General features: G+C 45.9%; 22 protein-coding genes. 14 read left to right on the forward strand and 8 right to left on the reverse strand.

The features are described from left to right. The first annotated feature begins 248 nt into the window (after window positions 1-248). Window positions 249-953 carry a hypothetical protein gene (locus ABDW16_RS18740; RefSeq protein WP_343671845.1) on the forward strand — a complete coding sequence of 235 codons (705 nt, stop codon included), beginning with the start codon at window positions 249-251 and terminating at the stop codon, window positions 951-953. Here the strand turns inward: ABDW16_RS18740 and ABDW16_RS18745 are convergent. Next, the gene (locus tag ABDW16_RS18745) at window positions 950-1,933 is read right to left on the reverse strand and encodes an acyl transferase (RefSeq protein WP_343671846.1); all 984 of its coding nucleotides are present in this window, start codon (window positions 1,931-1,933) and stop codon (window positions 950-952) included. The genes ABDW16_RS18740 and ABDW16_RS18745 overlap by 4 nt on opposite strands. Before the next feature lie 152 nt (window positions 1,934-2,085). Here ABDW16_RS18745 and ABDW16_RS18750 point away from each other — a divergent pair, with 152 nt between their 5' ends. The 5 genes from ABDW16_RS18750 to bioB all read left to right on the forward strand — a co-directional run bounded on the left by ABDW16_RS18750 (window position 2,086) and on the right by bioB (window position 7,349). After that, a complete protein-coding gene (locus tag ABDW16_RS18750) occupies window positions 2,086-2,529 on the forward strand; it encodes a hypothetical protein (RefSeq protein WP_343671847.1) in 444 nt (147 codons plus the stop codon). A 115-nt stretch (window positions 2,530-2,644) separates the two neighbouring features. Then, window positions 2,645-4,183, forward strand: coding sequence for an acyl-CoA carboxylase subunit beta (locus tag ABDW16_RS18755; RefSeq protein WP_343671849.1), 1,539 nt, complete (start codon window positions 2,645-2,647; stop codon window positions 4,181-4,183). An 89-nt stretch (window positions 4,184-4,272) separates the two neighbouring features. Beyond that, window positions 4,273-5,103 (forward strand): UbiA family prenyltransferase, encoded by an 831-nt coding sequence (locus ABDW16_RS18760; RefSeq protein WP_343671850.1) that lies wholly within the window; start codon window positions 4,273-4,275, stop codon window positions 5,101-5,103. A 63-nt stretch (window positions 5,104-5,166) separates the two neighbouring features. Continuing rightward, on the forward strand, window positions 5,167-6,267 hold the full coding sequence (locus tag ABDW16_RS18765) for a M42 family metallopeptidase (RefSeq protein ID WP_343671851.1): 1,101 nt from the start codon (window positions 5,167-5,169) through the stop codon (window positions 6,265-6,267). 89 nt (window positions 6,268-6,356) lie between these two features. Next, window positions 6,357-7,349 carry a biotin synthase BioB gene (bioB, locus tag ABDW16_RS18770; protein WP_343671852.1) on the forward strand — a complete coding sequence of 331 codons (993 nt, stop codon included), beginning with the start codon at window positions 6,357-6,359 and terminating at the stop codon, window positions 7,347-7,349. Window positions 7,350-7,427: 78 nt separating this feature from the next. Here the strand turns inward: bioB and aroQ are convergent, their stop codons facing one another. The 3 genes from aroQ to ytxJ all read right to left on the reverse strand — a co-directional run bounded on the left by aroQ (window position 7,428) and on the right by ytxJ (window position 8,878). After that, window positions 7,428-7,841: a type II 3-dehydroquinate dehydratase gene (gene aroQ / locus ABDW16_RS18775; protein WP_343671854.1), complete on the reverse strand. Its 414-nt coding sequence runs from the start codon at window positions 7,839-7,841 to the stop codon at window positions 7,428-7,430. Window positions 7,842-7,857: 16 nt separating this feature from the next. Then, complete coding sequence (locus tag ABDW16_RS18780; RefSeq protein WP_343671855.1) at window positions 7,858-8,421, reverse strand: UbiX family flavin prenyltransferase; 564 nt, start codon at window positions 8,419-8,421, stop codon at window positions 7,858-7,860. A gap of 127 nt (window positions 8,422-8,548) precedes the next feature. Continuing rightward, window positions 8,549-8,878 (reverse strand): bacillithiol system redox-active protein YtxJ, encoded by a 330-nt coding sequence (gene ytxJ, locus ABDW16_RS18785; protein WP_343671857.1) that lies wholly within the window; start codon window positions 8,876-8,878, stop codon window positions 8,549-8,551. 329 nt (window positions 8,879-9,207) lie between these two features. On the opposite strand from ytxJ, the gene ABDW16_RS18790 reads away from it, so the two are divergent. The 4 genes from ABDW16_RS18790 to ABDW16_RS18805 all read left to right on the forward strand — a co-directional run bounded on the left by ABDW16_RS18790 (window position 9,208) and on the right by ABDW16_RS18805 (window position 13,093). Beyond that, the gene (locus tag ABDW16_RS18790; protein WP_343671858.1) at window positions 9,208-10,560 is read left to right on the forward strand and encodes a Mur ligase family protein; all 1,353 of its coding nucleotides are present in this window, start codon (window positions 9,208-9,210) and stop codon (window positions 10,558-10,560) included. A gap of 9 nt (window positions 10,561-10,569) precedes the next feature. After that, entirely contained in the window at window positions 10,570-11,343 is a 774-nt protein-coding gene (locus tag ABDW16_RS18795; RefSeq protein ID WP_343671859.1) for a 3'-5' exonuclease, read from the forward strand. Window positions 11,344-11,412: 69 nt separating this feature from the next. Then, window positions 11,413-12,177, forward strand: coding sequence for a polyprenol monophosphomannose synthase (locus tag ABDW16_RS18800; RefSeq protein ID WP_343671860.1), 765 nt, complete (start codon window positions 11,413-11,415; stop codon window positions 12,175-12,177). 49 nt (window positions 12,178-12,226) lie between these two features. Further along, window positions 12,227-13,093 (forward strand): DMT family transporter, encoded by an 867-nt coding sequence (locus ABDW16_RS18805; RefSeq protein WP_343671861.1) that lies wholly within the window; start codon window positions 12,227-12,229, stop codon window positions 13,091-13,093. Window positions 13,094-13,132: 39 nt separating this feature from the next. On the opposite strand, the gene ABDW16_RS18810 is transcribed toward ABDW16_RS18805, so the two are convergent. From ABDW16_RS18810 to ABDW16_RS18820, 3 genes are read right to left on the reverse strand one after another with little or no spacing between them, the layout of a single operon-like run. Next, entirely contained in the window at window positions 13,133-13,894 is a 762-nt protein-coding gene (locus ABDW16_RS18810) for a DUF4397 domain-containing protein (RefSeq protein ID WP_343671863.1), read from the reverse strand. A gap of 11 nt (window positions 13,895-13,905) precedes the next feature. Next, complete coding sequence (locus tag ABDW16_RS18815) at window positions 13,906-15,534, reverse strand: SusD/RagB family nutrient-binding outer membrane lipoprotein (RefSeq protein WP_343671865.1); 1,629 nt, start codon at window positions 15,532-15,534, stop codon at window positions 13,906-13,908. Between the two features lie 16 nt (window positions 15,535-15,550). Beyond that, a complete protein-coding gene (locus ABDW16_RS18820; RefSeq protein ID WP_343671866.1) occupies window positions 15,551-18,655 on the reverse strand; it encodes a SusC/RagA family TonB-linked outer membrane protein in 3,105 nt (1,034 codons plus the stop codon). Window positions 18,656-19,086: 431 nt separating this feature from the next. Between ABDW16_RS18820 and ABDW16_RS18825 the strand changes: the two genes are divergently transcribed. The 4 genes from ABDW16_RS18825 (at window position 19,087) to ABDW16_RS18840 (ending at window position 24,142) form a co-directional block, all read left to right on the forward strand. Continuing rightward, window positions 19,087-21,837 (forward strand): prolyl oligopeptidase family serine peptidase, encoded by a 2,751-nt coding sequence (locus tag ABDW16_RS18825; RefSeq protein ID WP_343671868.1) that lies wholly within the window; start codon window positions 19,087-19,089, stop codon window positions 21,835-21,837. A 258-nt stretch (window positions 21,838-22,095) separates the two neighbouring features. Beyond that, complete coding sequence (locus ABDW16_RS18830; protein ID WP_343671869.1) at window positions 22,096-22,902, forward strand: DUF6597 domain-containing transcriptional factor; 807 nt, start codon at window positions 22,096-22,098, stop codon at window positions 22,900-22,902. A 94-nt stretch (window positions 22,903-22,996) separates the two neighbouring features. Continuing rightward, window positions 22,997-23,512 (forward strand): cupin domain-containing protein, encoded by a 516-nt coding sequence (locus ABDW16_RS18835; protein WP_343671870.1) that lies wholly within the window; start codon window positions 22,997-22,999, stop codon window positions 23,510-23,512. Window positions 23,513-23,527: 15 nt separating this feature from the next. Further along, window positions 23,528-24,142, forward strand: a complete 615-nt coding sequence (locus ABDW16_RS18840) for a DUF4230 domain-containing protein (protein ID WP_343671872.1) — start codon at window positions 23,528-23,530, stop codon at window positions 24,140-24,142. A gap of 95 nt (window positions 24,143-24,237) precedes the next feature. On the opposite strand, the gene ABDW16_RS18845 is transcribed toward ABDW16_RS18840, so the two are convergent. Then, complete coding sequence (locus ABDW16_RS18845; protein ID WP_343671874.1) at window positions 24,238-24,957, reverse strand: hypothetical protein; 720 nt, start codon at window positions 24,955-24,957, stop codon at window positions 24,238-24,240. Window positions 24,958-25,011: the final 54 nt, after the last annotated feature.

A 25,011-nucleotide genomic window follows, 5' to 3' on the forward strand; every position in this document is an offset into this window, starting at 1 on the left:
CATAAAAGCAGGCTCATACTGGAATTGACGGCCTTTAATCCCTTTACGACCTGAATTGTTTGTTTTTTGCATGTTTGACACTTTGGATAGTGTAAACCTTTTTCAGGACGCGACAAGGAATGCACAAGGAACGGCCTTTTCCATTGATAAATATGGAATAAATGAAATGTCTATTCTTTAACTTTTTGCTTACCTGTATTTTTGATATATTGCACGCAGAGGCACCTATGCCATGCCTTTAAGTAAGTATGAAGAAACAGACGCAGTTCATAACGAGCACTTACTTTATCTCCCTGATCAAATCATGGTTACAGGGCACCAAGACACGACCTGAAATCATCTCCGAGACTGCAGACGTTTTGCATTTAAGTAACATCGCATCGACCGACGTTACTTATCAGCTTATTAGCACTGCCAGGGAAATGAATGAAGATTTTTACACCGATATCGTAACCCACATCAATTATGATGCAGATACGGTGCCTACCCGCGCGGGCCTGATACACCATCTCAGCGCGCTGCTAAGGGAAGAAATTACACTGGAGGAATTATTTGAATGGGCCACCTGGACCACCATCGGTGAAGATGACCTGAGTGCAGGCATCTTTGACGACTTCGCAGTGGAGTACTTTTGCCTGGATTTTCTCCGGGCCAATGACGATGTATTCTCGCCCCATATGTGCAGGCGGGTTTTGGAAATTCTGCAATACACGGGCGCTTCGCCTACTCAGCAGAAGGTAGCCTTAACATTATTGCCAGATCATGAACTGGATGATTTTAAGGAGTTTTTATCGAAGTATTCGCAACATCCTCCCTCAATAACTTTACTAGACCGGTACCTCATGAAAAAATTCGGAATGAATCACGAGAGTTTCCCATACATGCAGGAACTCCGAACAGTAGGAACAGGAACAGCAACATTATTGAAAAGGGTACAACTAATCACTGCTTAACTTACCATCAGGCTACACCCCCTTAAAGCCGAATTATCCAGTCTCCCTAATACTTCGAAAGTGCCATGCTCATGTAAGCGGCCTATATCTTCTGTTGCAATGAAAGAACAGGAATAAATATTGGCAAGGTCGACTACATTGATCACACCGGCAGCTTTTTCAGTATAGAGCTGGAAGGGGTCATTTTCATCCCTGACGAGTACTTTCATCCATGGCGGGGTGTTGAATAAACCCTGTCCATAGCTGTATGCCTGTGAGAGTAACTCAGTCATGCCGTATTCTGCATGGATCTGGCTGCAACCCAGCCGTTCCTTCAGGAAGGCATGTACCTGGTCGCGGGTCCATTCTTCCCGCCTGCCTTTCATACCACCTGTTTCCATAACGATGGTATTTTTCAGTTGCAGGGCATATTGCTCTGCAAAGTCCAGGAGACCAAAGGTCACACCGATCAGGAGGGTTTTCTGACCACGGGCTTCCAGTTCCAGGAGCTGGTGGTAGAGTTTGTCGTGCTCGTACAGGTAAAAACCGCTGGCAGGGTGGCCGCTGCGCTCTACCATGTCCCGCACCATGTAAACGAGGGAGGAATGTTGTCTTTCCAGGTAGGAAGGCAGCAGGCCGACTACTACGAAGTCCGTAACCGGACCGTAGAAGCGCTCGAAAGCGGTGAGAAAGCTCTGTTCATAGATAGCAGCTTCTTTCACCAGGTGGCGACTGTTGATCGTTTGGGTGGTGCCACTGCTCTCGAAGATCAGCTGGGGCTCAAAAGTGCCACAGGTAACCTGGTGGGTTTTGAAAAACTGGATAGGGAGGAAAGGGATTTGCGCCAGGGAGCGAACCTTGTCCGGCTGAATGCGCAGGGCATCTGTATAAGCACGATATAATGCATTTTCACGATACTGAAAACGAAAGGTCTCAAGGGACAATGCTTCCAGATCTGACCCATCTGAAGAAAATATTGCTGCTGTAGAAATGCCGCTCATAAACACTGATTAGTAAAACCGTACAAAGTTAGGGGGAAAGACGTAACAAAAAATGAACATTGGACGTTATTAGTATTCGGGCATCACTTTGGCCGACCCGGCAGGTGATTCGTATATTAGAAAGAGTTAAAAAAATAACGTAGGTTTGTTATATGAAGAAAATAGCTTTTTTATCCCTCTTCTCTTTACTGGCCATCAACGCCTGTAAGAAGGATTCGCTGGGTACAAAACCGGTGATTACATTCAAATCTTATTCTTCTTCCCCCGTATCCGCGTCTACCGGTATGGATGTGACTTTCGACGTTTCAGATGGAGACGGAGACATTGAAAATACCTTCAATTTTGCCGCTATATACGATACTGCACCTGATGATACCGCCTTTGAAGGCCGCCCGATGCCAGACCTGGAAGGGCACAACGGTACCAAACTGACTGCGGAAGTAGTACTTCACCTCACCGGTACAGACTTCCCGCAGATAGGCGCGAACCCGATTGCAAAGGATAGCGTACATTACCTGGTATTTATCCAGGATAATGCCGGTAACTACAGCGATACCATCGTTACACCTAAATTGCAGGTAATCTACGAGGAATAGTTCATTACCTTTTATATACCTTTTTAAAAAAACGCTTTTGCCGGTGGCAAAAGCGTTTTTTTATGTTATTTTCCCCGATATTTAGTGTTCGCGCGTTATTTAACACCTTGATACAATGGACAAAACCACGGAACTCCAAAACAGAATGGCCGAAGCTATGCTCGGTGGAGGCGAAGCCCGGATTGCCTCGCAGCACAAAAAAGGAAAACTGACAGCCCGTGAAAGACTACAATTACTCATGGATGAAGGTTCTTTTGAAGAACTGGATATGTTCGTACATAATAGTAACCGTGGTATGACCACCGAGCAGGAACAATTTCCCGGCGATGGCGTAGTGACCGGTTTTGGTACTATCAATGGCCGTCTTGTCTATGTTTTTTCGCAGGACTTTACCGTATATGGTGGCAGCCTTTCTGAACCCCATGCCCGCAAGATTTGTAAGATCATGGACCTGGCTATGCAGAATGGCGCACCTGTAATAGGTTTGAATGATAGCGGCGGTGCACGCATACAGGAAGGCGTCGTGAGCCTGGGCGGCTATGCAGATATTTTTTATCGCAATACCCGGGCTTCGGGGGTAATTCCACAGATATCGGCCATCATGGGGCCCTGTGCCGGTGGCGCCGTTTACTCCCCTGCTATTACCGATTTTATCCTGATGGTAGAGCAGACTTCCTATATGTTCGTAACAGGACCAAACGTGGTAAAGACCGTCACACATGAGGAAGTGACTTCCGAAGAACTGGGGGGCGCACATACCCATGCCTCGAAAAGCGGTGTAACACACTTTAGCTGTGCCAATGAAGTAGAATGCATTCAAAACATCCGGCAGTTGCTCACTTATGTGCCACAGAACTGTGAAGAAGATGCACCGAAGTATCCTTATACACCCGCGGATGAAAAAAGAGTGGGCCTGAATACGCTCATTCCCCCGAACAGCAATCAGCCTTACGATATGAAAGACGTAATCGCTGAAGTAACGGATGCAGATAGTTTCATGGAAGTACATGCAAATTATGCAGAGAATATTATTGTAGGCTTTGCCCGTATTGCAGGCCGGAGTATTGGTATAGTGGCCAATCAGCCGGCACACCTGGCAGGGGTACTTGATATTAAAGCGTCTGTAAAGGGAGCCCGCTTTACCCGTTTTTGTGATGCGTTTAATATTCCGCTGCTGGTGCTGGTAGACGTACCCGGATTTTTGCCTGGAACAGACCAGGAGTGGAACGGGATCATTACCAATGGTGCGAAACTGCTCTTTGCACTCAGCGAAGCTACGGTGCCCAAAATTACGGTGACTACCCGCAAAGCGTATGGCGGAGCCTATTGTGTGATGAACTCAAAGCATATCGGGGCCGATCTCAACTTTGCTTTTCCACAGGCAGAGATTGCGGTGATGGGACCAAAGGGGGCAGTAGAGATTATTTATAAAAAGGAAATAGATATGGCACCAGATCCGGAAGCAAGGATGAACGAACTGGTGGCTGAGTATACAGAACGGTTTGCCAACCCATATTTAGCGGCAGAAAAGGGATATATAGACGAGGTGATTGTGCCGGACCAGACAAGGATCAAGCTGATCAAAGGATACGGAATGCTGGAAAATAAAGTGGTCACATTGCCCAAAAAGAAACACGGCAATATCCCGTTATGATTATAACAAGCCAGCTGCAGGCCCCGGCCCGCAATAGTTTACATTTGCCGTAGGCGAATGCAAACTATTGCCGTAAATTGCATCCCACTATGTTCAGGGCATTCACTAATTTTTTATTGTTCTCGTCGGTTTACGTCTCGCTCTGTGCCATATTACTTATATGGCAAACGAACACCTTATTGAATTTAGGTACTGTCAACTTCGACTATTATAAATTCGCATTTTTCTCGACGATCTGCAGTTACAATTTTCACTGGTACCTTACACCTGCTGCCTACTCATCTTCACCACGATTGCAGTGGGGAGTGCGGCATAAAAACCTGCAGCTCGTCTTCACCATTATCGGCGGCATTGGCGCCGCCATTTACTTCTGGGACCTGAAGGCATACTGGCTGGAACTCAGTGGTGCCGCCTTTCTGACCTTCCTGTATTCAGCCCCCAAGATTCCTGTTCCTCCATTTACCTGGCTGCGCAAAATTGCGATTGGTAAAACCATCTTCCTTACTGCTGTATGGGTATATGTGACGAACGTACTGCCCATCTTGTTGTCAGGAGCGCATTTTACCACACAGGCAGTGTTTTATATCGTGCACCGGTTCTTTATCATCTATGCATTGTGTATACTCTTTGACCACCGCGATATAGAGTCAGATAAGAAAGAAGGGATCCGCTCTTTGATTACCTGGCTGAGTAAACCGGGGTTAATGAGATTGTACTTCTTTTCATTGCTGCTATCGGCTGGCTTTGCATTGCTGGTATGCAGGGATATCATTACTGTTTACCTGCTCATACCGATTGTCATTACTGCTTTACTTACTAAATATACACTCAACACAAAGTCGGATTATTACTATTACTTTGTATTGGATGGATTGGTGATGTTATCGGCCATCTTACATTATATAGCCGTGGTTGCCTGATAATTAAGGTCCATACACGTAATAGCTTTTCCTTACTTTTGTTCCATAAATTACATTAACAGCATGTCAAAAAAGCAAAAGTCCGTACTAAGCAAGGACGCGCTTACGTTCCTGCGGAATTACCTGAATAATCCCTCCCCTACTGGTTTTGAGAAGGAAGGACAGAAACTGTGGCTGGAATACCTGAAGCCTTACATAGATGAGCACTTTGTAGATGCATATGGTTCTGCGGTGGGAGTCATCAATCCCAAAGCGCCGTTCAAAGTGGTGATAGAAGCACATGCCGACGAAATTTCCTGGTTTGTAAATTATATCTCTCCTGAAGGATTGATCTATGTGATCCGTAATGGTGGTTCTGATCAGCAGATCGCGCCATCCAAGAGAGTGAATATTCATACTGAAAATGGTCCTGTAAAGGCCGTGTTCGGATGGCCGGCTATCCATACGCGTATGCGTAGTACGGAAGGTAAAGATCCGCAACCGAAGGTGGAGAACATCTTCCTGGATTGCGGTGCACGCAGCCGTAAGGAAGTGGAAGAACTGGGTATTCATGTAGGTTGTGTGGTGACTTTCGAAGATGGTTTCGAAGAGCTGTCAAATGACTACTATGTATGCCGTGCGATCGACAACCGCATTGGTGGTTTCATGATTGCAGAAGTAGCACGGATGCTGAAAGAAAAGAAGCAGGAGCTGCCTTTCGGCCTGTACATCGTGAATGCGGTACAGGAAGAAGTAGGGTTGCGTGGTGCGGAGATGATTGCAAAACGCATCAAGCCAAATGTAGCTATCATCACAGATGTAACACACGATACTACTACGCCTATGATCAATAAAAATATTGAAGGCGAAATTAAGTGTGGTGCCGGTCCAAGCATTACTTATGGACCTGCGGTGCACAACATTCTGCGTGACCTGATCATTAAGACAGCGAAGAAGAATGACATCCCGCACCAGTTGCATGCAGTAAGCCGCAGTACTGGTACAGATACTGATGCATTTGCCTATGCGAATGATGGTACTCCTTCTGCCCTGATCAGCTTACCGCTGCGCTATATGCATACTACGGTAGAAATGGTGAAGAAAGACGACATTGAGAACACCATCTTATTGATTTACAACACATTACTGAACATTACACCAAAAACAAACTTCCTATACCTGTAATTAGGTGTTTAGACACTTAATCCGTTCATACTCCGGTAGTTTGGCAGTATGGATTAAATGTATAGATTTGCTACTCAAATTACATAATTATGCAAGATGTGCAGATCCGTCACGACTGGTCTATTGAAGAAATAAAGGAGATCTACAATACGCCCTTACTGGAGCTGGTTTTCCGCGCGGCATCTGTTCACAGGCAGACGCAGGATACGGCAGAAGTACAGGTATGTACTTTGCTCTCTATCAAAACTGGTGGTTGTACCGAAGACTGTGCTTACTGCCCACAGGCAGCGCGCTATAATACCGACATTAAAGTACATGGCCTGATGCAGAAAGATGCGGTGCTGGCATATGCGGCGAAAGCACGCGAAGCTGGTTCTACCCGTTTCTGTATGGGAGCTGCATGGAGAGAAGTGCGTGACAACCGCGACTTTGACCGCGTACTTGAAATGGTGAAAGGTGTAAATGAAATGGGGATGGAAGTATGCTGTACGCTCGGTATGCTTACGGAAGAACAGGCGAAGAAGCTGGCGGATGCAGGTTTATATGCCTACAACCACAACCTGGATACTTCTGGTGAGTATTATGAGCAGATTATTACGACCAGGACTTATGATGATCGTTTGAAGACATTGGATAATGTACGTAAAGCAGGGGTGAGTGTTTGCTGTGGTGGTATTATTGGTCTGGGTGAGAGCCATGAGGACCGGATTGGTATGATCCATACGCTGAGCAATTTGCCTGTGCATCCGGATTCAGTGCCTATTAATGCATTGACACGGGTAAAGGGTACGCCGCTGGAGCATATGCCGAAGGTACAGTTTTGGGATATGGTGAGGATGATTGCGACTACGCGGATATTGATGCCTAAGGCGATGGTACGGTTGAGTGCGGGGCGTGCGGAGATGAGTATGTCTGAGCAGGCGTTGTGTTTTATGGCGGGGGCGAATTCGATTTTTACGGGAGAGAAGTTGCTGACGACGGCGAATCCTTCATTTGAAGAGGATCATATGATGTTTGAGTTGTTGGGGTTGAAGCCGAGAGAGGCGTTTAAGGGAGAAGAAATTCAAGCTGCTATATTTTAGTTCAAAAAAAACGCTTTTACCTTCGGTAAAAGCGTTTTTTTTGTGTGCAGGCGCCTGCGGCGGGCTTCGCTCGCGCAATTATAAAAAGTAATTTATCCCAAGCGCATACCCTTTCATTCCCAACCCAGCAATCGTGCCTTTGCACACAGGAGCAATGACAGACTTATGCCTGAACTCTTCTCTTGCATGTATATTACTGATGTGAATTTCCAACACCGGCGCCTTGATGGCGGCAATCGCATCCCTGATAGCTATTGAATAATGGGTATACCCCCCTGCATTCAACAGGATCCCATCATAGGTAAACCCTATCTCGTGTAAAAAGTCGATTATCTTTCCCTCCGAATTATTCTGAAAATACACCAGCTCTACATCTGCAAACAACTGCTTCAGTTTTTCAAAATAATCCTCAAAAGATTCATTGCCGTAGATCCCCGGCTCCCTTTTACCCAATAAATTTAGGTTAGGGCCGTTAATGATTGCTATTTTCATTGGTACAAATTACTAATTATTCCTGTCCCCATCTATAAGTATCCTGCTGGATGCCAACCAGGTCAATCACCCTGTCTACTACAGTAGCCGCAACTTCTTCCAAAGTAGCAGGCACACTATAAAAAGACGGTGTAGCCGGGCAGATAATCCCTCCTGCCTCTGTCACCGCGAGCATGTTTTTAATGTGGATCACATTATAAGGGGTCTCCCTTACCACACAAATCAGTTTACGCCGTTCCTTTAAAACCACATCAGCCGCGCGGGTAATCAGATCATTACTCATCCCTCCTGCTATCCGCCCCAGGGTTCCCATGGAACAGGGGCAAATGATCATGGTATCATACCTACCGGAGCCACTGGCAAACGGTGCCATAAAATCCTGCTGGGTATAGGTTTTAAACGGCAATGCCTTGTAATCGTCTGTACCCAGCTCTGTTTCCCACACAGTTTTGGCATTCTCCGTCATCACAATGGCGACTGCCTCTGTTTGCGCAGCCGCTTTTTCAAGCTTCTGCAACAGCTGGCGCGCATAAATGGACCCACTGGCCCCGGTAACTGCTACAACTATACGGTGTTTCATAATTACAAAGCTAGGTAAAAAAGAGCGTCACTTCCCTGCGGATGCACCTCCACCAACTGGTAAAAAAAATACCGGCCCTCAGGCCGGTACTAAATTCTTTGGATAAATAGCTGCAAGCTAATAACTCTTAATTTGCATGTGATACCAGCTCATCCATTATAATGGCACTATGGCTCTCATCATACACACATTTCCCATTCTTTATCAGCAACACCTGGGGAGACTCATGCTCTACGCCATAAGTTGCTGCAATTTCATCTGATAGATTCCGGTATTTGATAAGGTCCAGATAATAGAAGGTCATATTCTCAGGCGCTTCAGCTCTGTCGAGCCTTGATTTTGCTACCGCACTGATGGAACAGCGGGTGCTGTGCTTAAAAATAACGACTGTTCCCGTTTCAGATGCTTCCTTGATGGTTTCTAACTGATCGTCAGTAGTTAAAGGTATCCAGTTCATTAACAATCCTTGCTGTTTGCCGCATGGCTCACCTTGCCTATCTTCATCGGACAGCCTAATTTGTTTTGAGACGCACACGAAGTAAATAAAGTTGCAAAGATACAAATAAGCGCTGCGCCGCCCAAAACTTTGAATGATACTTGCATAAAGGGATGTTTAAGTGGTAAATGAAATTTCATAGGGAAAGGTGATATCACTTTTTTAATCGCCATTTTTTGACGTTACTTTGCAAATATAAAATTTATATTAAAAATTTTATTGATAATATCAGTCCTTTTTCCCGTTTCATATAAATATAACGCAAAATACCGGCAACTGTTTTATTGCATATGACAAAAGTACATTTTATTGCTATAGGTGGTAGCGTAATGCACCAGCTGGCGATAGCACTGAAGATAAAGGGTTACCAGGTGACCGGGAGCGACGACGAGATATTCGAGCCGGCGCTCAGCAACCTGCGCCAAGCAGGTATTCTGCCTGCTACCATGGGGTGGGATGATTCCCGCATTACCCCCGACCTGGATGCTGTCATTCTTGGTATGCACGCCCGTGCTGACAACCCTGAGCTCCTGAAAGCAAAAGAACTGCAGCTCAAAATCTACTCATTCCCCGAGTATATTTACCAGGAAAGCCTGCAAAAGAAACGCGTGGCAGTAGGTGGCAGTCATGGTAAAACGACCACTACTGCTATGATTATGCATGTGTTACAACAGGCAGGCAAGGAGTTCGACTACCTGGTAGGGGCCCGCCTGGCCGGTTTTGCACAATCTGTAAACATCACCAGTGCACCCACCATCGTCATGGAAGCGGATGAATACCCGGCCTCTGTGATCGAAAAGCGCCCGAAGTTCCATTTCCTCCACCCACAGATCGCTGTGCTGACTGGCATTGCCTGGGACCACATCAACGTGTTCCCTACATATGAGATCTACCTGGAACAATTCTCCATTTTCATCAAAACCATGGAAAAGGGTGCGACCCTGATCTATAATGATACTGATCCTGAACTGGTAAAACTCGTGAAGGCCGAAGGCGGTCACCTGAAACTGGTTCCCTATGGCATTCCCCCGCACCAGATCAATAATGGTGTTACCAGCGTCACCTTTGGCGGTGAAACGAAGGCACTGGAAGTATTCGGCGACCATAACCTGCTGAATATGCACGCTGCCAGGCTGGTTTGCAACGAACTGGGGGTGGATGATACCACGTTTCTATCCGCCATCGCGACCTTTAAGGGAGCTGCGAAGCGACTGGAGCTGGTAGGCAAAAATGACCATTGCGCCATTTACCGCGACTTTGCCCACGCACCGTCCAAAGTAAAGGCAACTATCGAAGCGCTAAAGGAACAATATCCCTCCCGCACGCTCATCGCGGTACTGGAATTGCATACTTACAGCAGCCTGAATGCCGCCTTTATGGTGCAGTACCAGGGTGCTATGGACAAGGCAGACATTCCTGCCGTATTTTATAGCCGTCACGCACTGGAAATCAAGCGGATGCCAGACCTGCTACCGGAAGGCATCGCCCAGGGATTTGGCAGAAACGATCTCCAGGTATTCAATAATAGAGAGCATCTGCAGGCATTCCTGGACGCACAAAACTACCAGAATGCAAACCTCCTGCTCATGAGTTCAGGAGATTATGAAGGAATGAACGTACCTTCGCTCTTAAAGTATTTATAAAAATCAGTCATGCCATCACTGCAACTTAAAAGGCCACTGGCCGTTATTGACCTTGAGACAACCGGTACCAATGTGGCCACAGACCGTATTATCGAGATTGCGATTGTAAAAGTAATGCCCGACAAGAGCATTCAGCACAAAACCAAACGCATCAATCCAGGCATGCCGATCCCTCCAGCTACCACTGCCATTCATGGAATCAGTGACGAAGATGTGAAGGATTGCCCTACTTTTAAACAAGCTGCGAATGAACTGAGACAGTTCATGGACAATTGCGATATAGCCGGCTATAACTCAAACCGTTTTGACATACCGCTGCTGGTAGAAGAATTCCTCCGTACGGGGCTGGAATTCGACGTGAAAGGACGCAAATTCATCGATGTACAGAAGATCTTCCACCTGATGGAAAAGCGTACCCTCAGCGCGGCTTACAAATTCTACTGCGATAAGAACCTGGAGAATGCACATAGCGCAGAAGCCGATGCGCTTGCTACTTACGAGATCCTGGAGGCCCAGCTTAGCCGTTACGAACAGTTGCAGGCAGAGGTGGAACACCTGGCTGAATTTACCAAAGAAGAAGAATATGTTGACTTTGCCCGCCGCATGATCATGCAGAACGGTACAGAAGTATTCAACTTCGGAAAATACAAAGGCAGGGCAGTAAGAGACGTGTTGAAGATTGAGCCTCAATATTATGACTGGATGATGAAGGCCGATTTTCCATTGAATACCAAGCAGAAACTCACAGACATCTACCATAGTATGATGTTAAAAAAGATTTAATATTTATAAAATAGGGTACATATTTCCCGATTATTATAATTTCGCAGTCCTAAAACAACACTTAGCTGATTGGAAAAGCTTGTCATCATTCCGACCTACAACGAGAAGGATAATATAAGGAAGATCATTGACGCAGTATTCTCACTGCAGGCAGACTTTCATATTCTGATCGTTGACGATGGGTCGCCGGATGGAACCGGGAATATAGTAAAGTCCATACAGCAGCAGTATCCGGGGGAGCTCTTCCTTTCGGAGAGAAGCGGCAAACAGGGACTGGGTACTGCCTATATTCATGGGTTCAAGTGGGCGCTGGCCAAGGGATACCAGTACATCTTTGAGATGGACGCGGATTTCTCGCATAACCCGGCGGACCTGCCAAGGCTTTATAATGCCTGTGCAAGAGAAGGTGGGGATGTAGCCGTAGGCTCCCGCTATGTAAAAGGTGGCAGAACAGAAAACTGGCCATGGGATAGGGCTGTCCTCTCCTACGGCGCCTCTGTATATGTACGGTGCGTGACCTGGATGCCTGTAAAAGATGCCACTGCCGGATTCGTGTGTTACAAAAGACAGGTGCTGGAATCCATCAACCTGGATGCAATCCGGTTCGTTGGATACGCATTCCAGATAGAAATGAAGTTCACTGCCTGGAAACTGGGCTTTAAGGTGAAGGAAGTGCCTATTACCTTTAAAGATCGTAAAGAAGGATATTCCAAGATGAGCAAGGGGATTATCAAAGAAGGTATCCTGGGTGTGCTTAAGATTCAATGGGAGAGCCTGTTTAAGAAGTATGAGAGAAGAGTGCGGAACGAACAGTTACAGGAACAGGAACAATAGAGAATGCTGATATCGCTGCCTCAGCCTATTGGCAGCGGACTGATACAAAATGAAGAAACCTTTGCTGCAATTACACCTGTCAGTCTTCCTGGCAGGTTTTACGGGCATCCTTGGGAAGCTGATTTCCCTGAATGAAGGATTGCTTGTATGGTACCGACTATTATTCACCGTCATTTCTCTGTTTGTTATATTTCGCTGGAAGGGGATGTTGTCGCGACTGTCGTGGCGGCAATTAGTTCCTATTGGGTTGAATGGAGCAGTGATTGCTATGCACTGGCTGTTCTTTTATGGGAGTATTAAGTACTCGAATGTAAGTATCGGGGTCGTGTGTTTTTCTTTGACGAGTTTGTTTACGGCAGTGTTGGATCCGATTATCAGCCGCAGACGGTTTGATGTAAGGGAGTTGCTGCTGAGTGGGATCACGCTGGCGGGGATTGTGATGATCTTCCATTTTGATTCACAGTATCATACAGGGATTATAATGGGGATTGTATCTTCTATTTTTGCGGCGTTGTTTACGATCGTAAATAAGCAATTGTTGACGCAATATGATTCACCTACTATAACTTTTTATGAGTTGCTGGTAGGGTTTGTGGTGTTGTCACTATTTATGCCCATGTACCTGGGGGTAGTGAACCAACATTTCCTGCTGCCTTCGGTGACAGACCTGGTTTATTTGCTGATCCTGAGCTGGGCGTGTACGGTGTGTATGTATATGTTGCTGATGGCGGCCTTGAAGAAGGTGAGCTCCTTTACGACTAACCTGACTTTTAATTTAGAACCGGTATATAGTATTATAATAGCGTTTGTATTGTTCCAGGAGAATAAGCAGTTGAGTTGGGCGTTTTATGCGGGGCTGGGGTGTATTATTCTTTCGGTGTTTTTGCAGATGCGCAGAGTTACTAAAACTGCATAATTTTTTAAAGGGCGCTTCAGGAGAAGCGCCCTTTTTATTTTAATAGTGAACATACCCAATAAGGCCCCGGGCCTTTGTGCCAGACGTCACTGCCATACTTCCCTTGAAGATCACTGTATAACTACGTTGTACAGTGAGGTTCGCAATATTCCCTGTTGTCAATGCCATGGTAGCAAATACTGCACGACCTGACAAAGGTGTATCTGAAGCAGCAGAACGGGTCACGTAGAGTGTATCCTTTACGTTTACACTGTAAGCGACGGGGATGTAGTCACTCAACTCGCCAGGGCTGAGTCCTGCTGCTACAACGCCGTGTTTGGCAGAGTAGAGATCCACTGTTTTACCCGTGGTATCGTTTAATACGGTGTGGATAAAACGGATATCGATCTTGCCGGTATCAGGTGTTGGAAATGCATCTTCTGTAAAAATCTGCCCTGCACTGGTGAGAATAAAAGTATAGTATTTACCTGCTTCGAAGTTGTCACTGAAGCTTTGTAAAGAGATAGAATCACCGACTAAGGTACCCGGCTTAAACAGTTCAACTGTTTGTGTACCGGGATCAATGGTGAGATAAGAGTTGACACCGGATACGGGATAAATACCATTGTAAGTGATGGCTGCACCATTCACTTTGGTACCGCCCACATAGATATTGAATGTATCCAGGTTGGTAGACGCATGCACTACTTTCAGATAAGCCTTGCCGCTTATTCCTTCTTCAGTAGCATGAATCGTGAATTCTTTTTTGCAGGCCGTCATCCCTATTACTAAGGCCATACCTGCTAATATGAATCTACGCATATCGAATATTTTTATTGTTGTGAAAACCAGCATTCCTTCGTGTGATAATCCAGTTCCAACGCACCCAATGCTGTCAGTGCAGGAATATTGTACAGGTACTCTGAATTGTACCTTGGACGACAGCGGTAAGCCAGTTTCTGATTATTATTGATATACAAATCGGCGGCGCTAAGCGGTGTCCAGCCTGCATATACCTGTGCACCGGTTACAGGGTCCAGGTCAGTGTAGTGAAAACGACGCATGTCTACCCATACTTCATTCACCCCAAAGCCATACAGGGCAATGTACTTTTGCAGCATGATCTGGGTAAGGGTCAGGTTTGCAGCATTCGTAGGCACTACGGCGGCATTGGCCATGTAAGTAGCTTTGGCAGTAGCCGTCATTTCCTTGCCCGCAGGGATGTTTGTAGGATAATTGTACATCATATCCATGCTGAGAGAAATGGCGTTTGTATAAGCCGTTAAGGCAGTGGCTTTATCACCTTTGCGATAAGCTGCTTCTGCTTTCATAAATTGCATTTCGGTAGCTGTCATCACCGGCCATGGAGAATCATCTGCATAGAGATAACGTGGGTTCAGTGACTTGGAAGAACTGTACTGACCACCCCAATAATTGCGTGGCAGGTCGGCAGTATCCAGGCCAGTACTGCCGGTAGCACCGTAGTTAGGCCTGATGCCTTTAAAAGTACCGTTGAAGTTTTCACGGAGCAGGTAGTAAGCACGGGGATCAGCTATAGGAAAGACAGTATTGTTGCCACTTTCGAGGTTCGCGATATACTCGCCCTGTACAAGGGTACCGATGTTTGCACGGAAGGGACCAAAGTAGTTTTTGGTAGCACTGGTCGATGCATTCTCTACCCTGTAGATAGCATTGTCTTCGTTGGTACTCATCGCCAGGTCTGCATACTTGATCACAGAATCCGGCTGGTAAGTAGCCTTGTTGGAGAGGTGATTGTAAGAACGGGCAAGCACGCCGTATACAAATTTCTTCCACTTATTCACATCCCCATTATAGAGGTAAGCATCACCTTTTGCAAGGTTGGTAGCGCTTACATTATCGCCAGTCATATTCAGGTAAGTGAGTGCACGAAAAGCAACGGCACGCGCGGTATCGTATACCTCGGCCTGTGTGTCGTAGTCAAACTGATCCCGGCTGGTGTTGAATGCCTCTTTCAAAATTACTTCACCATATTGATCGGTGAGGCTCAGCCATCCCCAGGCACGCAGTGCATAGGCCACGCCTACATAATCCCATTTCTTTTGTTCTGTGCCCCACTCTATAACCTTGTTCAGGTTTTGCCCCATGCCATAATAGTGGGCAGCCCACAGGTTCCCCATGATATCGCTGGAACCCGTAGCCCCTCCCATTTTGTCGTATTGATTGCCATTGGCATTTGCACACCAATATTGTATATAACGCCCGATGTAGTAGTTATCTACTACCGTACCATAGTTCGTACCATTGGCAGTATAACTGTTTACCAGGTTAGAGATCAGGTTGGGCAATAATGTTTCGATAGGTTGTTCCACATCCGCATTTGGATTGGTGTAGGCATCATCAATCAGCTTCTTACACCCCGTACCCAGCATACCTATGATAGCGCCGAAGCAGGCATATTTCAACAATTTATTCTTAGTCATACCTGTAGTTTTTTAATTAAAATGAAACCCTTAAACCGAAGTTGGCACTCACCGGGGCAGGCAGGTTGCCATAGTCGAATCCAAAACCACCTACGCCTTTGTTGGCAGATGTGTTACCATTGCTCACAGGATCTGCGCCCCTGTAGTTGGTGATCAGTACCAGGTCATTGAAGGTGGCAAATGCACCGATGTTGCTGATACTTTTCCACTTACCAAAGTTGTAGCTGATGGTCAGGTCCCTGAGGCGGAACCAGTTCACATCTTTCTGCAGGAATTCTTCTTCAGGCATATTGGTGTAATAAGCCTGCTGGCGATAAGGGAGTACTACGATATTGTTTTCGGTAGGTTTGTCGGTATTCTGCAGGCCATCGTTCAGCACACCTTTGATAACACGGGCCGTTTCTCTGTCGGCAGTTTTGATGCCCTTGCCCTGTACTGTCAGGTACATATCTGTTGCATCAAATACATCGCCGCCTACTTTCAGGTCCCAGAGGAAACTCAGTGTCCACTTCTTATAGCGCAGGGTATTGTTGATACCCAGGGTGAAGTCAGGATTACGATCGCCGATCACGCCAAAGGTGGCATCGATCACCGGGAGACCTGTCAAAGGATTGATGAGGATATCTCCTTTGTTATTACGTGAATAGTGATAACCGGTGATGGTGGTAGTAGAACCGCCCCTCATCAGACCGCCTCTGGCATTGGCATATACCCAGGTATCGGCAATGTAATATTCGGTGAGGGTACTTGGGATGGCGAGGACCTTGTTGTACATCTTATTAAAGTTCAGGGTCAGGTCCCATCCAAAGTCTTTAGTACGCACAGGTGAAGCAGAGATCATGGCTTCGATCCCTTTATTGCGGGTAGATGCCGCATTCATGGTATTCAGGATAAAGCCGGTTCCATAGCTGGCACGGAAACCCTGTGCAATCTGGTCTTTCACCAGGGTATTGTAGTAAGATACTTCTGCATTGATTCTGCCATCGAACATCCTGAACTCAGTACCTATTTCATAGGTCTTTTGTCTTTCAGGTTTCAGGTTAGGATTGGCATTTGTGTATCCATATGAATATCCACCACCACTGGCCAGGTTATTCACAAATACAGACTGGTTGGCATATGGATCAGAGAGACGTGCGGTAGATGCCATAGAAGCGCGGAGTTTCCAATAGCTGAGCACCTTGCTGGTTTTCATACCGGGAATCACTTCGCTGGGAATAAAGCTGGCGCTGATGCCGGGGTAGTTATAATTGCGGGAGGCAGCTGGCATGATACTCGTGGTTTCGAAGCGCTGTGTGAAACTTACGAATGCGAGATCGTTGTAACCGATGGCTGCTTCGCCAAAGTAGGCAATATTCCTGTTGATGCTCATGTTGTATTCGCCTTTTGCATTTCTGAGCAGGCGGGTACGGGTGGTTGGATCTGTATTGCTACTATCTGTGCCCATAGGGTCAGTGAGGTTGGTACCTCTTACAGCATACATACCTGTTTCATTATCCTGCCACATAGTACCAATCATTAAGCGACCATTGAACTTTTTGTACGTTTTGGAAGCGGTAGCGGTGATGGTGTGGTTATAGCTCCAGTATTTCAGGTAGTAGTTTTCCAGTGCACCATTCTGTGCGGCGGTTACATTGTAAGAATCAGGATTGTATAACATATAGCCGTCGGTGTGATAAGCATCGTAACCAAAGCGGCCTGCGAGTGACAACCATGGGAATGGATTGATATTGATACCCAGGGTAGCGATGTAACGGTTGTTCTTATCCTGGCTCAGGTTGCGCTGTACGCTGAATACCGGGTTGTCTACTTCAGCATTCGGAGAGTTGCCGGCTACGAGTGTGGCTTTGCCACCGGTAGAATCCTGCCAGTTATGAATGTCATGATCGGTAGGCCAGAGGTATAAGTCCAGCAGGTAACCACCAGCGCCTCTCAGCGGTTTGTTGTTCACACTGTTGATAACAGAGAAGCTGGGTGTGATTTCTACATACTTACCAATTTTGGTCGTATTGCTTAAGCGCAGGTTGAGTTTCTTGTAATTATTGTTAGGGATCACACCATCCTGGTTAATGTAAGATGCAGAGAAACGGAAGCCGGAATTCTTTACACCGAAATCAACACCGAGGTTGTGGGTTTGTGCAAAACCGGTTCTGAAAAAGTTGTGCACGTTGTCATACAGTTTGGTCGTATCACTGTATTTAGGACCGAAGAAGGTACCGCTGCCTGACTGGAAGATGGAAGTGTAAACACCGTCGGTACCAGTATTGTAGGCATTGGTGATCTTATTGTAGCGGGTAATTTTCTGTGTGCGAAAACTGTTGTCATAGCTCACATGAACGCCTTTGCCTTTGCTTCTTTTGGTAGTGATCACGATGGCGCCGGAGCTGGCCTGGCTACCGTACAATGCAGTGGCTTCAGGGCCTTTCAGCACAGTGATGCTCGCAATATCAGCAGGGTTGATGTCGGCAGCACGGTTGGTGTAATCACTGTTTTTGTTTGCCATGTCAGATACAAGACCGATACCAGCACCGCCGTTGGAGGTTTGGTTCAGGGTCTGGTTGTCTACGATGATACCATCTACGACAAACAGTGGCTGGTTGCTCAGGGAGAGGGAGTTGAAACCTCTGAGTACGATAGAGGAACCGGAGCCTGCCTGGCCGGTGGTAGGAGTGATGGTAACACCGGCTACCCTACCCTGGAGGGCATTGACAAAGTTCTCACGTTGGGTGGCGGCGATTTCATCACCACTCACGCGCTGTACGGAGTAACCTAGTTCACGGGCATTTCTTTTGATGTCCATGGCGGTGACTACTACTTCGCCGAGTTCGCCATTGCTGGGTTTCATCACGACTTTGGAGGCATCGCTGGCATTGATTTTTATTATGCCATAACCGATGTAGGAAAAGACGAGTTGTTGTCCTTTTTCGGCGGCGATGCTAAAGTGGCCGCTGGCATCGGTTTGGGTCCCTTTTTTGGTTGTTGCGTTAAGTACGGTTACACCAATCAATGGGGTTTTCCCGTCTTCTGCCAATACGGTACCTGTTACCGGCGCCGTCTGGCCAAATGACTGTAATAATGAGGATAGCAGCAGGACTATCATCATTCCGGCAAATTTTCGCATAGCATTGATTTTATGAATAAATAGGCAAAAGCATCCCCGCTGCGCGAATAGGCGCAGTTTTAACAAACCAGTATAAACTGAGTGGTAAATGGTTTACCTCAGTAAATGAATATCCTGTAGCTACATAGTGCTATGTTTACGATCGACTATTACTACGGCTCAGATGAAAATAAAAAGTTCAATAGTTAAAGCTGGTTGATAAAAATTCTTTCATAATGGGTTCTCTTACCCTGGACATAAAACAAATAAAAAAACCGCACATTCCCGCAATTTTTTAGGCCATTTATGCAAATATGTTTGTTGATTCACGCATAAAGCAGCAATAAGGAGAAAATAATATTAGCAAAATGATGGAGAAACTATTTTGCTTAACAGCCGATCATCAAATTGATCCCAACCACAACCCTGATAAATAGTAATTTGCCATTCTTATGAAAAAAATGATGGTTACAGCCGTTCTATCCGGCCTTTCTCTTCTCACATATGCGCAACAACCGGCAAAAAAGCCACTCGATCATAGTGTGTACGACAGCTGGCAAAGCATTGGGACAAAAGTTATCAGCAACAATGGGCAATTAGTTGCTTATACCATTACACCGCAGGAAGGTGATGCTTCGCTGGTGATTTATAATACCAAATCAAAGCAGCAAATTTCGGTGCCCCGCGGCAGCACACCGGTGATCACTGAAGACAACCGTTTTGTTGTTTTCACGATCAAACCCACTTTTGCTGCAGTAAGACAAGCGAAAATCAAAAAGAAAAAACCGGCAGAAATGCCGAAAGACTCGCTGGGTATCTTATATCCCGGTGCAGATACTGTATACAAAACAGGTACTATCCGCAGTTTCAAAACACCTGAAAAAGGCAGCGGGGTACTCGCTTACCTGCTGGAAAAACCACAGGTAGATACTACCAGTGGCAACCTCGTAATTGTATCGCTCAACAAACAACAACAGGATACCATCAAAAACGTACAGGACTATGTGATCAGCAAAACTGGTAACTACCTGCTGGTAGAACTGGTGGCTGATAAAAAAGATTCAACTACGCGCGATGCTTTACTTCGCTGGGATGTAGCTGCAAGAAAAGCAGATACCCTGAGCAGAGGATTTGGTAACAGGACACAGCTCGCCTTTGACGATGCAGGTAAACAGGCTGCCTGGGTAACTACCCGGGATAGTGCAAAAGCACTGCAACAGTTCTATGAATTGTACTACTACCCTGCTGGTCAGGATACCGGCAGCATTGTGGCAGACAAGCACACCAAAGCATTTCCTGCAGGTTGGTCTGTGAGCCAGTATGGGAAAGTATGGTTCAGCAAAAACGGGGAAAGATTATTCTTTGGTTCTGCACCTGTTCCGGCAGCAAAGGATACGAACATCGTAGACTTTGAAGTGGCGAAAGTAGATATCTGGAATTACCTCGATGATTACCTGCAACCAATGCAGCTGAAAAACCTGGAAAAAGATCAGCAGAAGAATTTTCTCGCTGCTTACTTTCCAAACAATAAAAAAGTATTGCAACTCGCGGATAAAGATGTGGATAATGTGACTGTTGCGGACGAGGGAAATAGTGACTATGCGATTGCTTATACAGACAAAGATCAGCGGATAGCGGTACAATGGACAGGCGGTACGTTGAAAACGTCTTACCTGCTTCGTATTACAGATGCTTCGCGTAAGCTGATTATAAAAGACCTGGACAGTGCTTCCTACATTTCTCCGGATGGTAAATATGTGATCTGGTATGATCTGAATCAAAAGCATTATTTCACTTACGAAACTGCCACCGGTACTACCCGGAATATCACAGCCAATATTCCTGTACAGGTATATGATGAAGAAGATGATCAGCCGGAAACACCGGGTAACTATGGTATTGCTGCATGGCTGGAAAAGGATGCCGCCGTGTATATCTATGATCGTTATGATATCTGGAAAGTAGACCCGGCAGGAAAACAGGCGCCAATCATGATCACGGGCGGCGCTGGCAGACAACAACACCTTGTGTTTCGCTATGTGAAATTATCCAAAGACGAACGCTTTTTGAAAGCAGGGCAGCAGCTGGTATTGCAGACATTCAACGATATTACAAAAGAAAACGGCTACTATACTACTGAAAGCACAAAGAGTAACCTGAAACTGGTGGTAATGGGGCCATACAACTATACCAAACTGGTAAAAGCAGAAGCTGCGAATTACTATTTGTATGCGAAGGAAAACTATCAGCAATCTCCTGATGTATATGGTGGTGCTGACATTCCACATGCCGTACAACTGAGTCATCTCAATCCACAGCAGGCGGCATACAACTGGGGTACAGCTTCACTCTTTAAGTGGACGGCTTACAATGGCCAGCCTGCAGAAGGTATTTTGTATAAACCGGAAGACTTTGACAGTACGAAGTCTTACCCGGTGTTGATGTACTTTTACGAGAAATTGTCCGAGCAATTGTATTGGTATATTCCACCAGCACCTACACCTTCACGCCTGAACATCTCTTTCTTTGTGAGCAGGGGTTACCTGGTACTTGTACCTGATATTCATTATGAAAAAGGACATCCGGGCAGGAGTGCTTATGACTATGTGGTAAGTGGTGCACGTGCATTGGCGACTCATTCGTGGGCAGATAGTACACGTATGGGAATTCAGGGTCAGAGCTGGGGTGGTTACCAGGTGGCTTATCTCATCACTGCTACAAAGCTGTTCAGTGCAGCCTGGGCTGGTGCGCCGGTAGCTAATATGACGAGTGCCTATGGTGGTATCAGGTGGGAAAGTGGCATGAACAGGCAGTTTCAGTATGAGCGTTCACAAAGTCGTATAGGTGCTACGCTGTGGGAGAAACCTGAATTGTATATAGAGAACTCTCCGCTGTTCCACCTACCAAATGTGAGGACTCCGCTGGCGATTATGGCGAATGATGCAGACGGTGCTGTACCCTGGTACCAGGGTATTGAGCTGTTTACAGGGATGCGCAGGTTGGGGAAACCAGTGTGGATGCTGAATTACAACAATGAGGCACACAACCTGGTGCAGCGGCAGAACAGGAAGGATATTTCCCGCAGGGAGCAACAGTTTTTTGATCATTTTCTGAAAGGGGCGCCTGCGCCTGAGTGGATTTCGAAAGGGGTGCCGGCGTTGGATAAGGGGAGAAACTGGGGATGGGATGAAGAGCAGCAGTAGATGGTTTTGAAAGGATTGCCTGATTGTGAGGATCTGTACTAAAACTACCTGATTTCAGGGATATAAATCAGTTACACTGAGGGCTGCAAATTGCGGCCCTCAGTGCATTTGGGCCGATTTTTCCGTTATAAAGTATTGTGCCTCAACCTACTCAAATTAATTTTTTTTATATACTTTCTAATATCTATGTTTGTAACAGAAAATGAGACCCTGATTGGACTGTGAAGCAACCGAAACTAACCACCTAATGCTGATCCTATGAACTTCCGTATCTATTCTCCGGCAGCATCGCTTGCCCCTTATGTAAAGCACTACTATCATTTACAGAATGCCAATGATGGCCTGCTCCATCTTCCTCAGAACCTGTTTTCTTTGGGTGACCTGTACATGGTTTTCTTACAGGAAGGTGAAGTCACTTTTCAGCCAGCGCAACATGCTGCTTTTACATTGCCTAAAGCCGCTGTGGTAGGACATTTTACATGTCATCATACCATCAAGGTACAAGGTCCGGTAAAGATGACGGTTGTACAGCTGAATGCATATGGTTGTTATAAACTGGCCGGGCTGAACATGTCTGCTTTCAACAATTACTACCGTGATTTGCTGAAGCAGGATAATGGGCAGTGGCAGCATTTGGTAGAAGCTATTCAGCAAACGACTGACTTTATGCAGCTGGATGCGGTGCTGGACAAGGTATTCATTGATATGGTAGCGACACAGGAACATTCGCTGAAGCAGATGGATGAAGTGGCAGATTATATGCTGCGTCATCAGGGACATGTGAATGTGGAGCGGCTGGTGCGTAAGTTTAAGATTTCGCGTCCTACGTTGGAAAGGAAGTTTATGGAGGTGATTGGTATTACGCCACAGCTGTATGCGCGAATGCTGCGTTTCAGAGATGCGATGCGTCATATGCAGCAGATGAATGTAGAGCAGTGGCAGTCATTTATTACGAAGAGTGAGTCTTATAACCAGGATCTGTTTAACCAGGATTTTCAGTTTTTTAAGGGTGCTGAGTCTACGATAGCCAGGATGCCTGTATCACAGACGATGGCGGTGGCGTAAACTACTTATGCGCAGATAATTTTTACTATACAATGAAAAAGGTGTCTTGTTCGAGGCACCTTTTTTGCTTTCTTTGTAGCTCATACTAATCTCTATGACGCTCAACCAGAACCATAACGCCGAGTACTGGCGTAAACATTTGCAATTGGAATCTCATGTGGAAGGAGGATCTTTCCGGGAAACGTACCGGGCGGCTTTAAAACTGCCAACGTCTGTATTGCCAGCTACTTTTAAGGGGGAGCGCAATGCATCGACAGGGATTTATTTTTTACTCGAGTATGGTGATTTCTCTGCTTTTCATAGGATTGCGGCAGATGAGATGTGGCATTTCTATGACGGGTATGCGCTCACGATTTATGAAATTAAGCCAGGAGGTGAGTTAGTGGTGCATCAGCTGGGGAAGCAGGTGCATTTGGGAGAAAGACCACAGCTGGTAATTTCGGCGGGTAGTTGGTTTGCATCGAGGGTAGAGGTGACAAATGGGTATACTTTGGTGGGATGTACGGTGGCACCGGGATTTGATTTTGCAGATTTTGAGTTGGGGGATCGTGCTGAACTACAGAAAGCATATCCTGCGCATGCAGGGATCATTGCTGCATTAACCAGATAATTGATGATTGCCTATATGAAAAAGTTTTTACAGTTTTTGATATTAGTAGGTTTTGCATTACTGCTCTTTTGGCTGGGAAAACAGTACGGGAGTAAGAATGTGAACCAGGAGATTTTGTCGAATAGTTTGATTGTGAAGGAGATTGCTGAGTTGGCGAGTTTGGAAGTACAGGGGAATGCGACTATCAAGAGGAGTAATGTGGAGAATGATGGGAGTTGGATGAGTAATATGAAGAAGGCTTTTGTGGAGAATACAATTTGGGTAACAATACCATATGTAGCGAAGTATGGCATTGATGTGGATTCGACGAATTTTAAAGTAGAGTTTTCGGATAAGAAAATTGTGGTGAGATTGCCGGAGCCGAAATTGTTGAGTTATGAGTTGCGGGTGGATAAGATGGAGACGGCGAATAGGAAAGGGTGGTTGTTGTTTTCGGATGATGAGACGTATACGGATGTGCAGAAGAAGTTGTATACAGAATCGAGGGGCCAGTTGGAGGGGAATATGTTGTATAGGAATCAGAGTAAGGATAAGGTGGTGAAGATATTAAGAGAGTATTATAAGCCGTGGTTGAAGGATCATGAGCTGGTAGTGGAGTTTGATGGGGTGAAGGGCCCTGCTCTCAATTAGCGAAAAAAACGCTTTTGCCTCCGGCAAAAGCGTTTTTTTCGCCCGGGCGATTTCGGGAGGATCTGCCAGGGGCAGATCCTCCCGAAATCGCAGGATTAAGCGGCATGATTGGCTATATATTTCACCAAACTTCGCTTTGCAATAGGCAATAACGTCTCATTCACCGGGAAGGCCAGTTTGGTATCCACGCGGTACACCGCAGGATTCGGGAGTTTCTTCCGCTTCTTAATTAAAGTCGTTTTTATGTGTTCGCAGGAGTGCACAAGGTCTTTTGCAAAAGATTCAAGGTACTCGGTATGAATCCCCCTATACTTCTCGTCATGCCGCTCAAAAATGCTTAACCGGTACTCATATACCAAGGTCTCCTGCTGGCGGCCATCACAGAGAAAAAAATACCCTTCCTGGGAATCCAGAGGAATCAGGCCCACGGGGGAGATCCGGAGACTGTCTTCCACAAACTCATAGATTTCTGTGCCATCTTTAATGGCATTGTTCATCCTGAACATAGCGAACTGAATAATATTCTCCAGTTCCTTCATCAGCTCATCATCCGCGATAATTTGTTCATACAATAACTGTAGCCGTTCAATATTCACGGCAGTTAGTCTCTTGGGAAATTGCTGTTGCAGGTACTGCTTGTTGTCCCTGAAAGATACCAGGTTGTTGTAGTGAAAGATGAGGTCCCCCAGCTGCGGATACAGCTTGTTTTCATTAAAATAACGGTTGATTTGTTGAAGATAAGCCAGTAAAGAGTACTTTTTCGACTCAAAATCAATATAACCGTCTGCAAACCAAGTTTCGCTCAGACTCTTCATATTAAACAAAATTTAATGGATTATCACTCTTAATTTACAAAAAAAAAAGCATAT

The organism is Chitinophaga sp., assembly GCF_039596135.1.
In the GTDB taxonomy this organism is placed as follows: Bacteria; Bacteroidota; Bacteroidia; order Chitinophagales; family Chitinophagaceae; genus Chitinophaga.

Excerpts from the sequence above, each read along its gene's own strand:
- ABDW16_RS18790 (WP_343671858.1), top strand. The coding sequence starts at position 9,208 with ATGACAAAAGTACATTTTATTGCTATAGGTGGTAGCGTAATGCACCAG.
- ABDW16_RS18830 (WP_343671869.1), top strand. The coding sequence starts at position 22,096 with ATGAACTTCCGTATCTATTCTCCGGCAGCATCGCTTGCCCCTTATGTA.
- ABDW16_RS18805 (WP_343671861.1), top strand. The coding sequence starts at position 12,227 with ATGAAGAAACCTTTGCTGCAATTACACCTGTCAGTCTTCCTGGCAGGT.
- ABDW16_RS18810 (WP_343671863.1), bottom strand. The coding sequence starts at position 13,894 with ATGCGTAGATTCATATTAGCAGGTATGGCCTTAGTAATAGGGATGACG.
- ABDW16_RS18760 (WP_343671850.1), top strand. The coding sequence starts at position 4,273 with ATGTTCAGGGCATTCACTAATTTTTTATTGTTCTCGTCGGTTTACGTC.
- ABDW16_RS18825 (WP_343671868.1), top strand. The coding sequence starts at position 19,087 with ATGAAAAAAATGATGGTTACAGCCGTTCTATCCGGCCTTTCTCTTCTC.
- ABDW16_RS18750 (WP_343671847.1), top strand. The coding sequence starts at position 2,086 with ATGAAGAAAATAGCTTTTTTATCCCTCTTCTCTTTACTGGCCATCAAC.
- ytxJ (WP_343671857.1), bottom strand. The coding sequence starts at position 8,878 with ATGAACTGGATACCTTTAACTACTGACGATCAGTTAGAAACCATCAAG.
- ABDW16_RS18795 (WP_343671859.1), top strand. The coding sequence starts at position 10,570 with ATGCCATCACTGCAACTTAAAAGGCCACTGGCCGTTATTGACCTTGAG.
- ABDW16_RS18765 (WP_343671851.1), top strand. The coding sequence starts at position 5,167 with ATGTCAAAAAAGCAAAAGTCCGTACTAAGCAAGGACGCGCTTACGTTC.
- bioB (WP_343671852.1), top strand. The coding sequence starts at position 6,357 with ATGCAAGATGTGCAGATCCGTCACGACTGGTCTATTGAAGAAATAAAG.
- ABDW16_RS18835 (WP_343671870.1), top strand. The coding sequence starts at position 22,997 with ATGACGCTCAACCAGAACCATAACGCCGAGTACTGGCGTAAACATTTG.
- ABDW16_RS18845 (WP_343671874.1), bottom strand. The coding sequence starts at position 24,957 with ATGAAGAGTCTGAGCGAAACTTGGTTTGCAGACGGTTATATTGATTTT.
- ABDW16_RS18740 (WP_343671845.1), top strand. The coding sequence starts at position 249 with ATGAAGAAACAGACGCAGTTCATAACGAGCACTTACTTTATCTCCCTG.
- ABDW16_RS18815 (WP_343671865.1), bottom strand. The coding sequence starts at position 15,534 with ATGACTAAGAATAAATTGTTGAAATATGCCTGCTTCGGCGCTATCATA.
- aroQ (WP_343671854.1), bottom strand. The coding sequence starts at position 7,841 with ATGAAAATAGCAATCATTAACGGCCCTAACCTAAATTTATTGGGTAAA.
- ABDW16_RS18745 (WP_343671846.1), bottom strand. The coding sequence starts at position 1,933 with ATGAGCGGCATTTCTACAGCAGCAATATTTTCTTCAGATGGGTCAGAT.
- ABDW16_RS18755 (WP_343671849.1), top strand. The coding sequence starts at position 2,645 with ATGGACAAAACCACGGAACTCCAAAACAGAATGGCCGAAGCTATGCTC.
- ABDW16_RS18840 (WP_343671872.1), top strand. The coding sequence starts at position 23,528 with ATGAAAAAGTTTTTACAGTTTTTGATATTAGTAGGTTTTGCATTACTG.
- ABDW16_RS18820 (WP_343671866.1), bottom strand. The coding sequence starts at position 18,655 with ATGCGAAAATTTGCCGGAATGATGATAGTCCTGCTGCTATCCTCATTA.
- ABDW16_RS18780 (WP_343671855.1), bottom strand. The coding sequence starts at position 8,421 with ATGAAACACCGTATAGTTGTAGCAGTTACCGGGGCCAGTGGGTCCATT.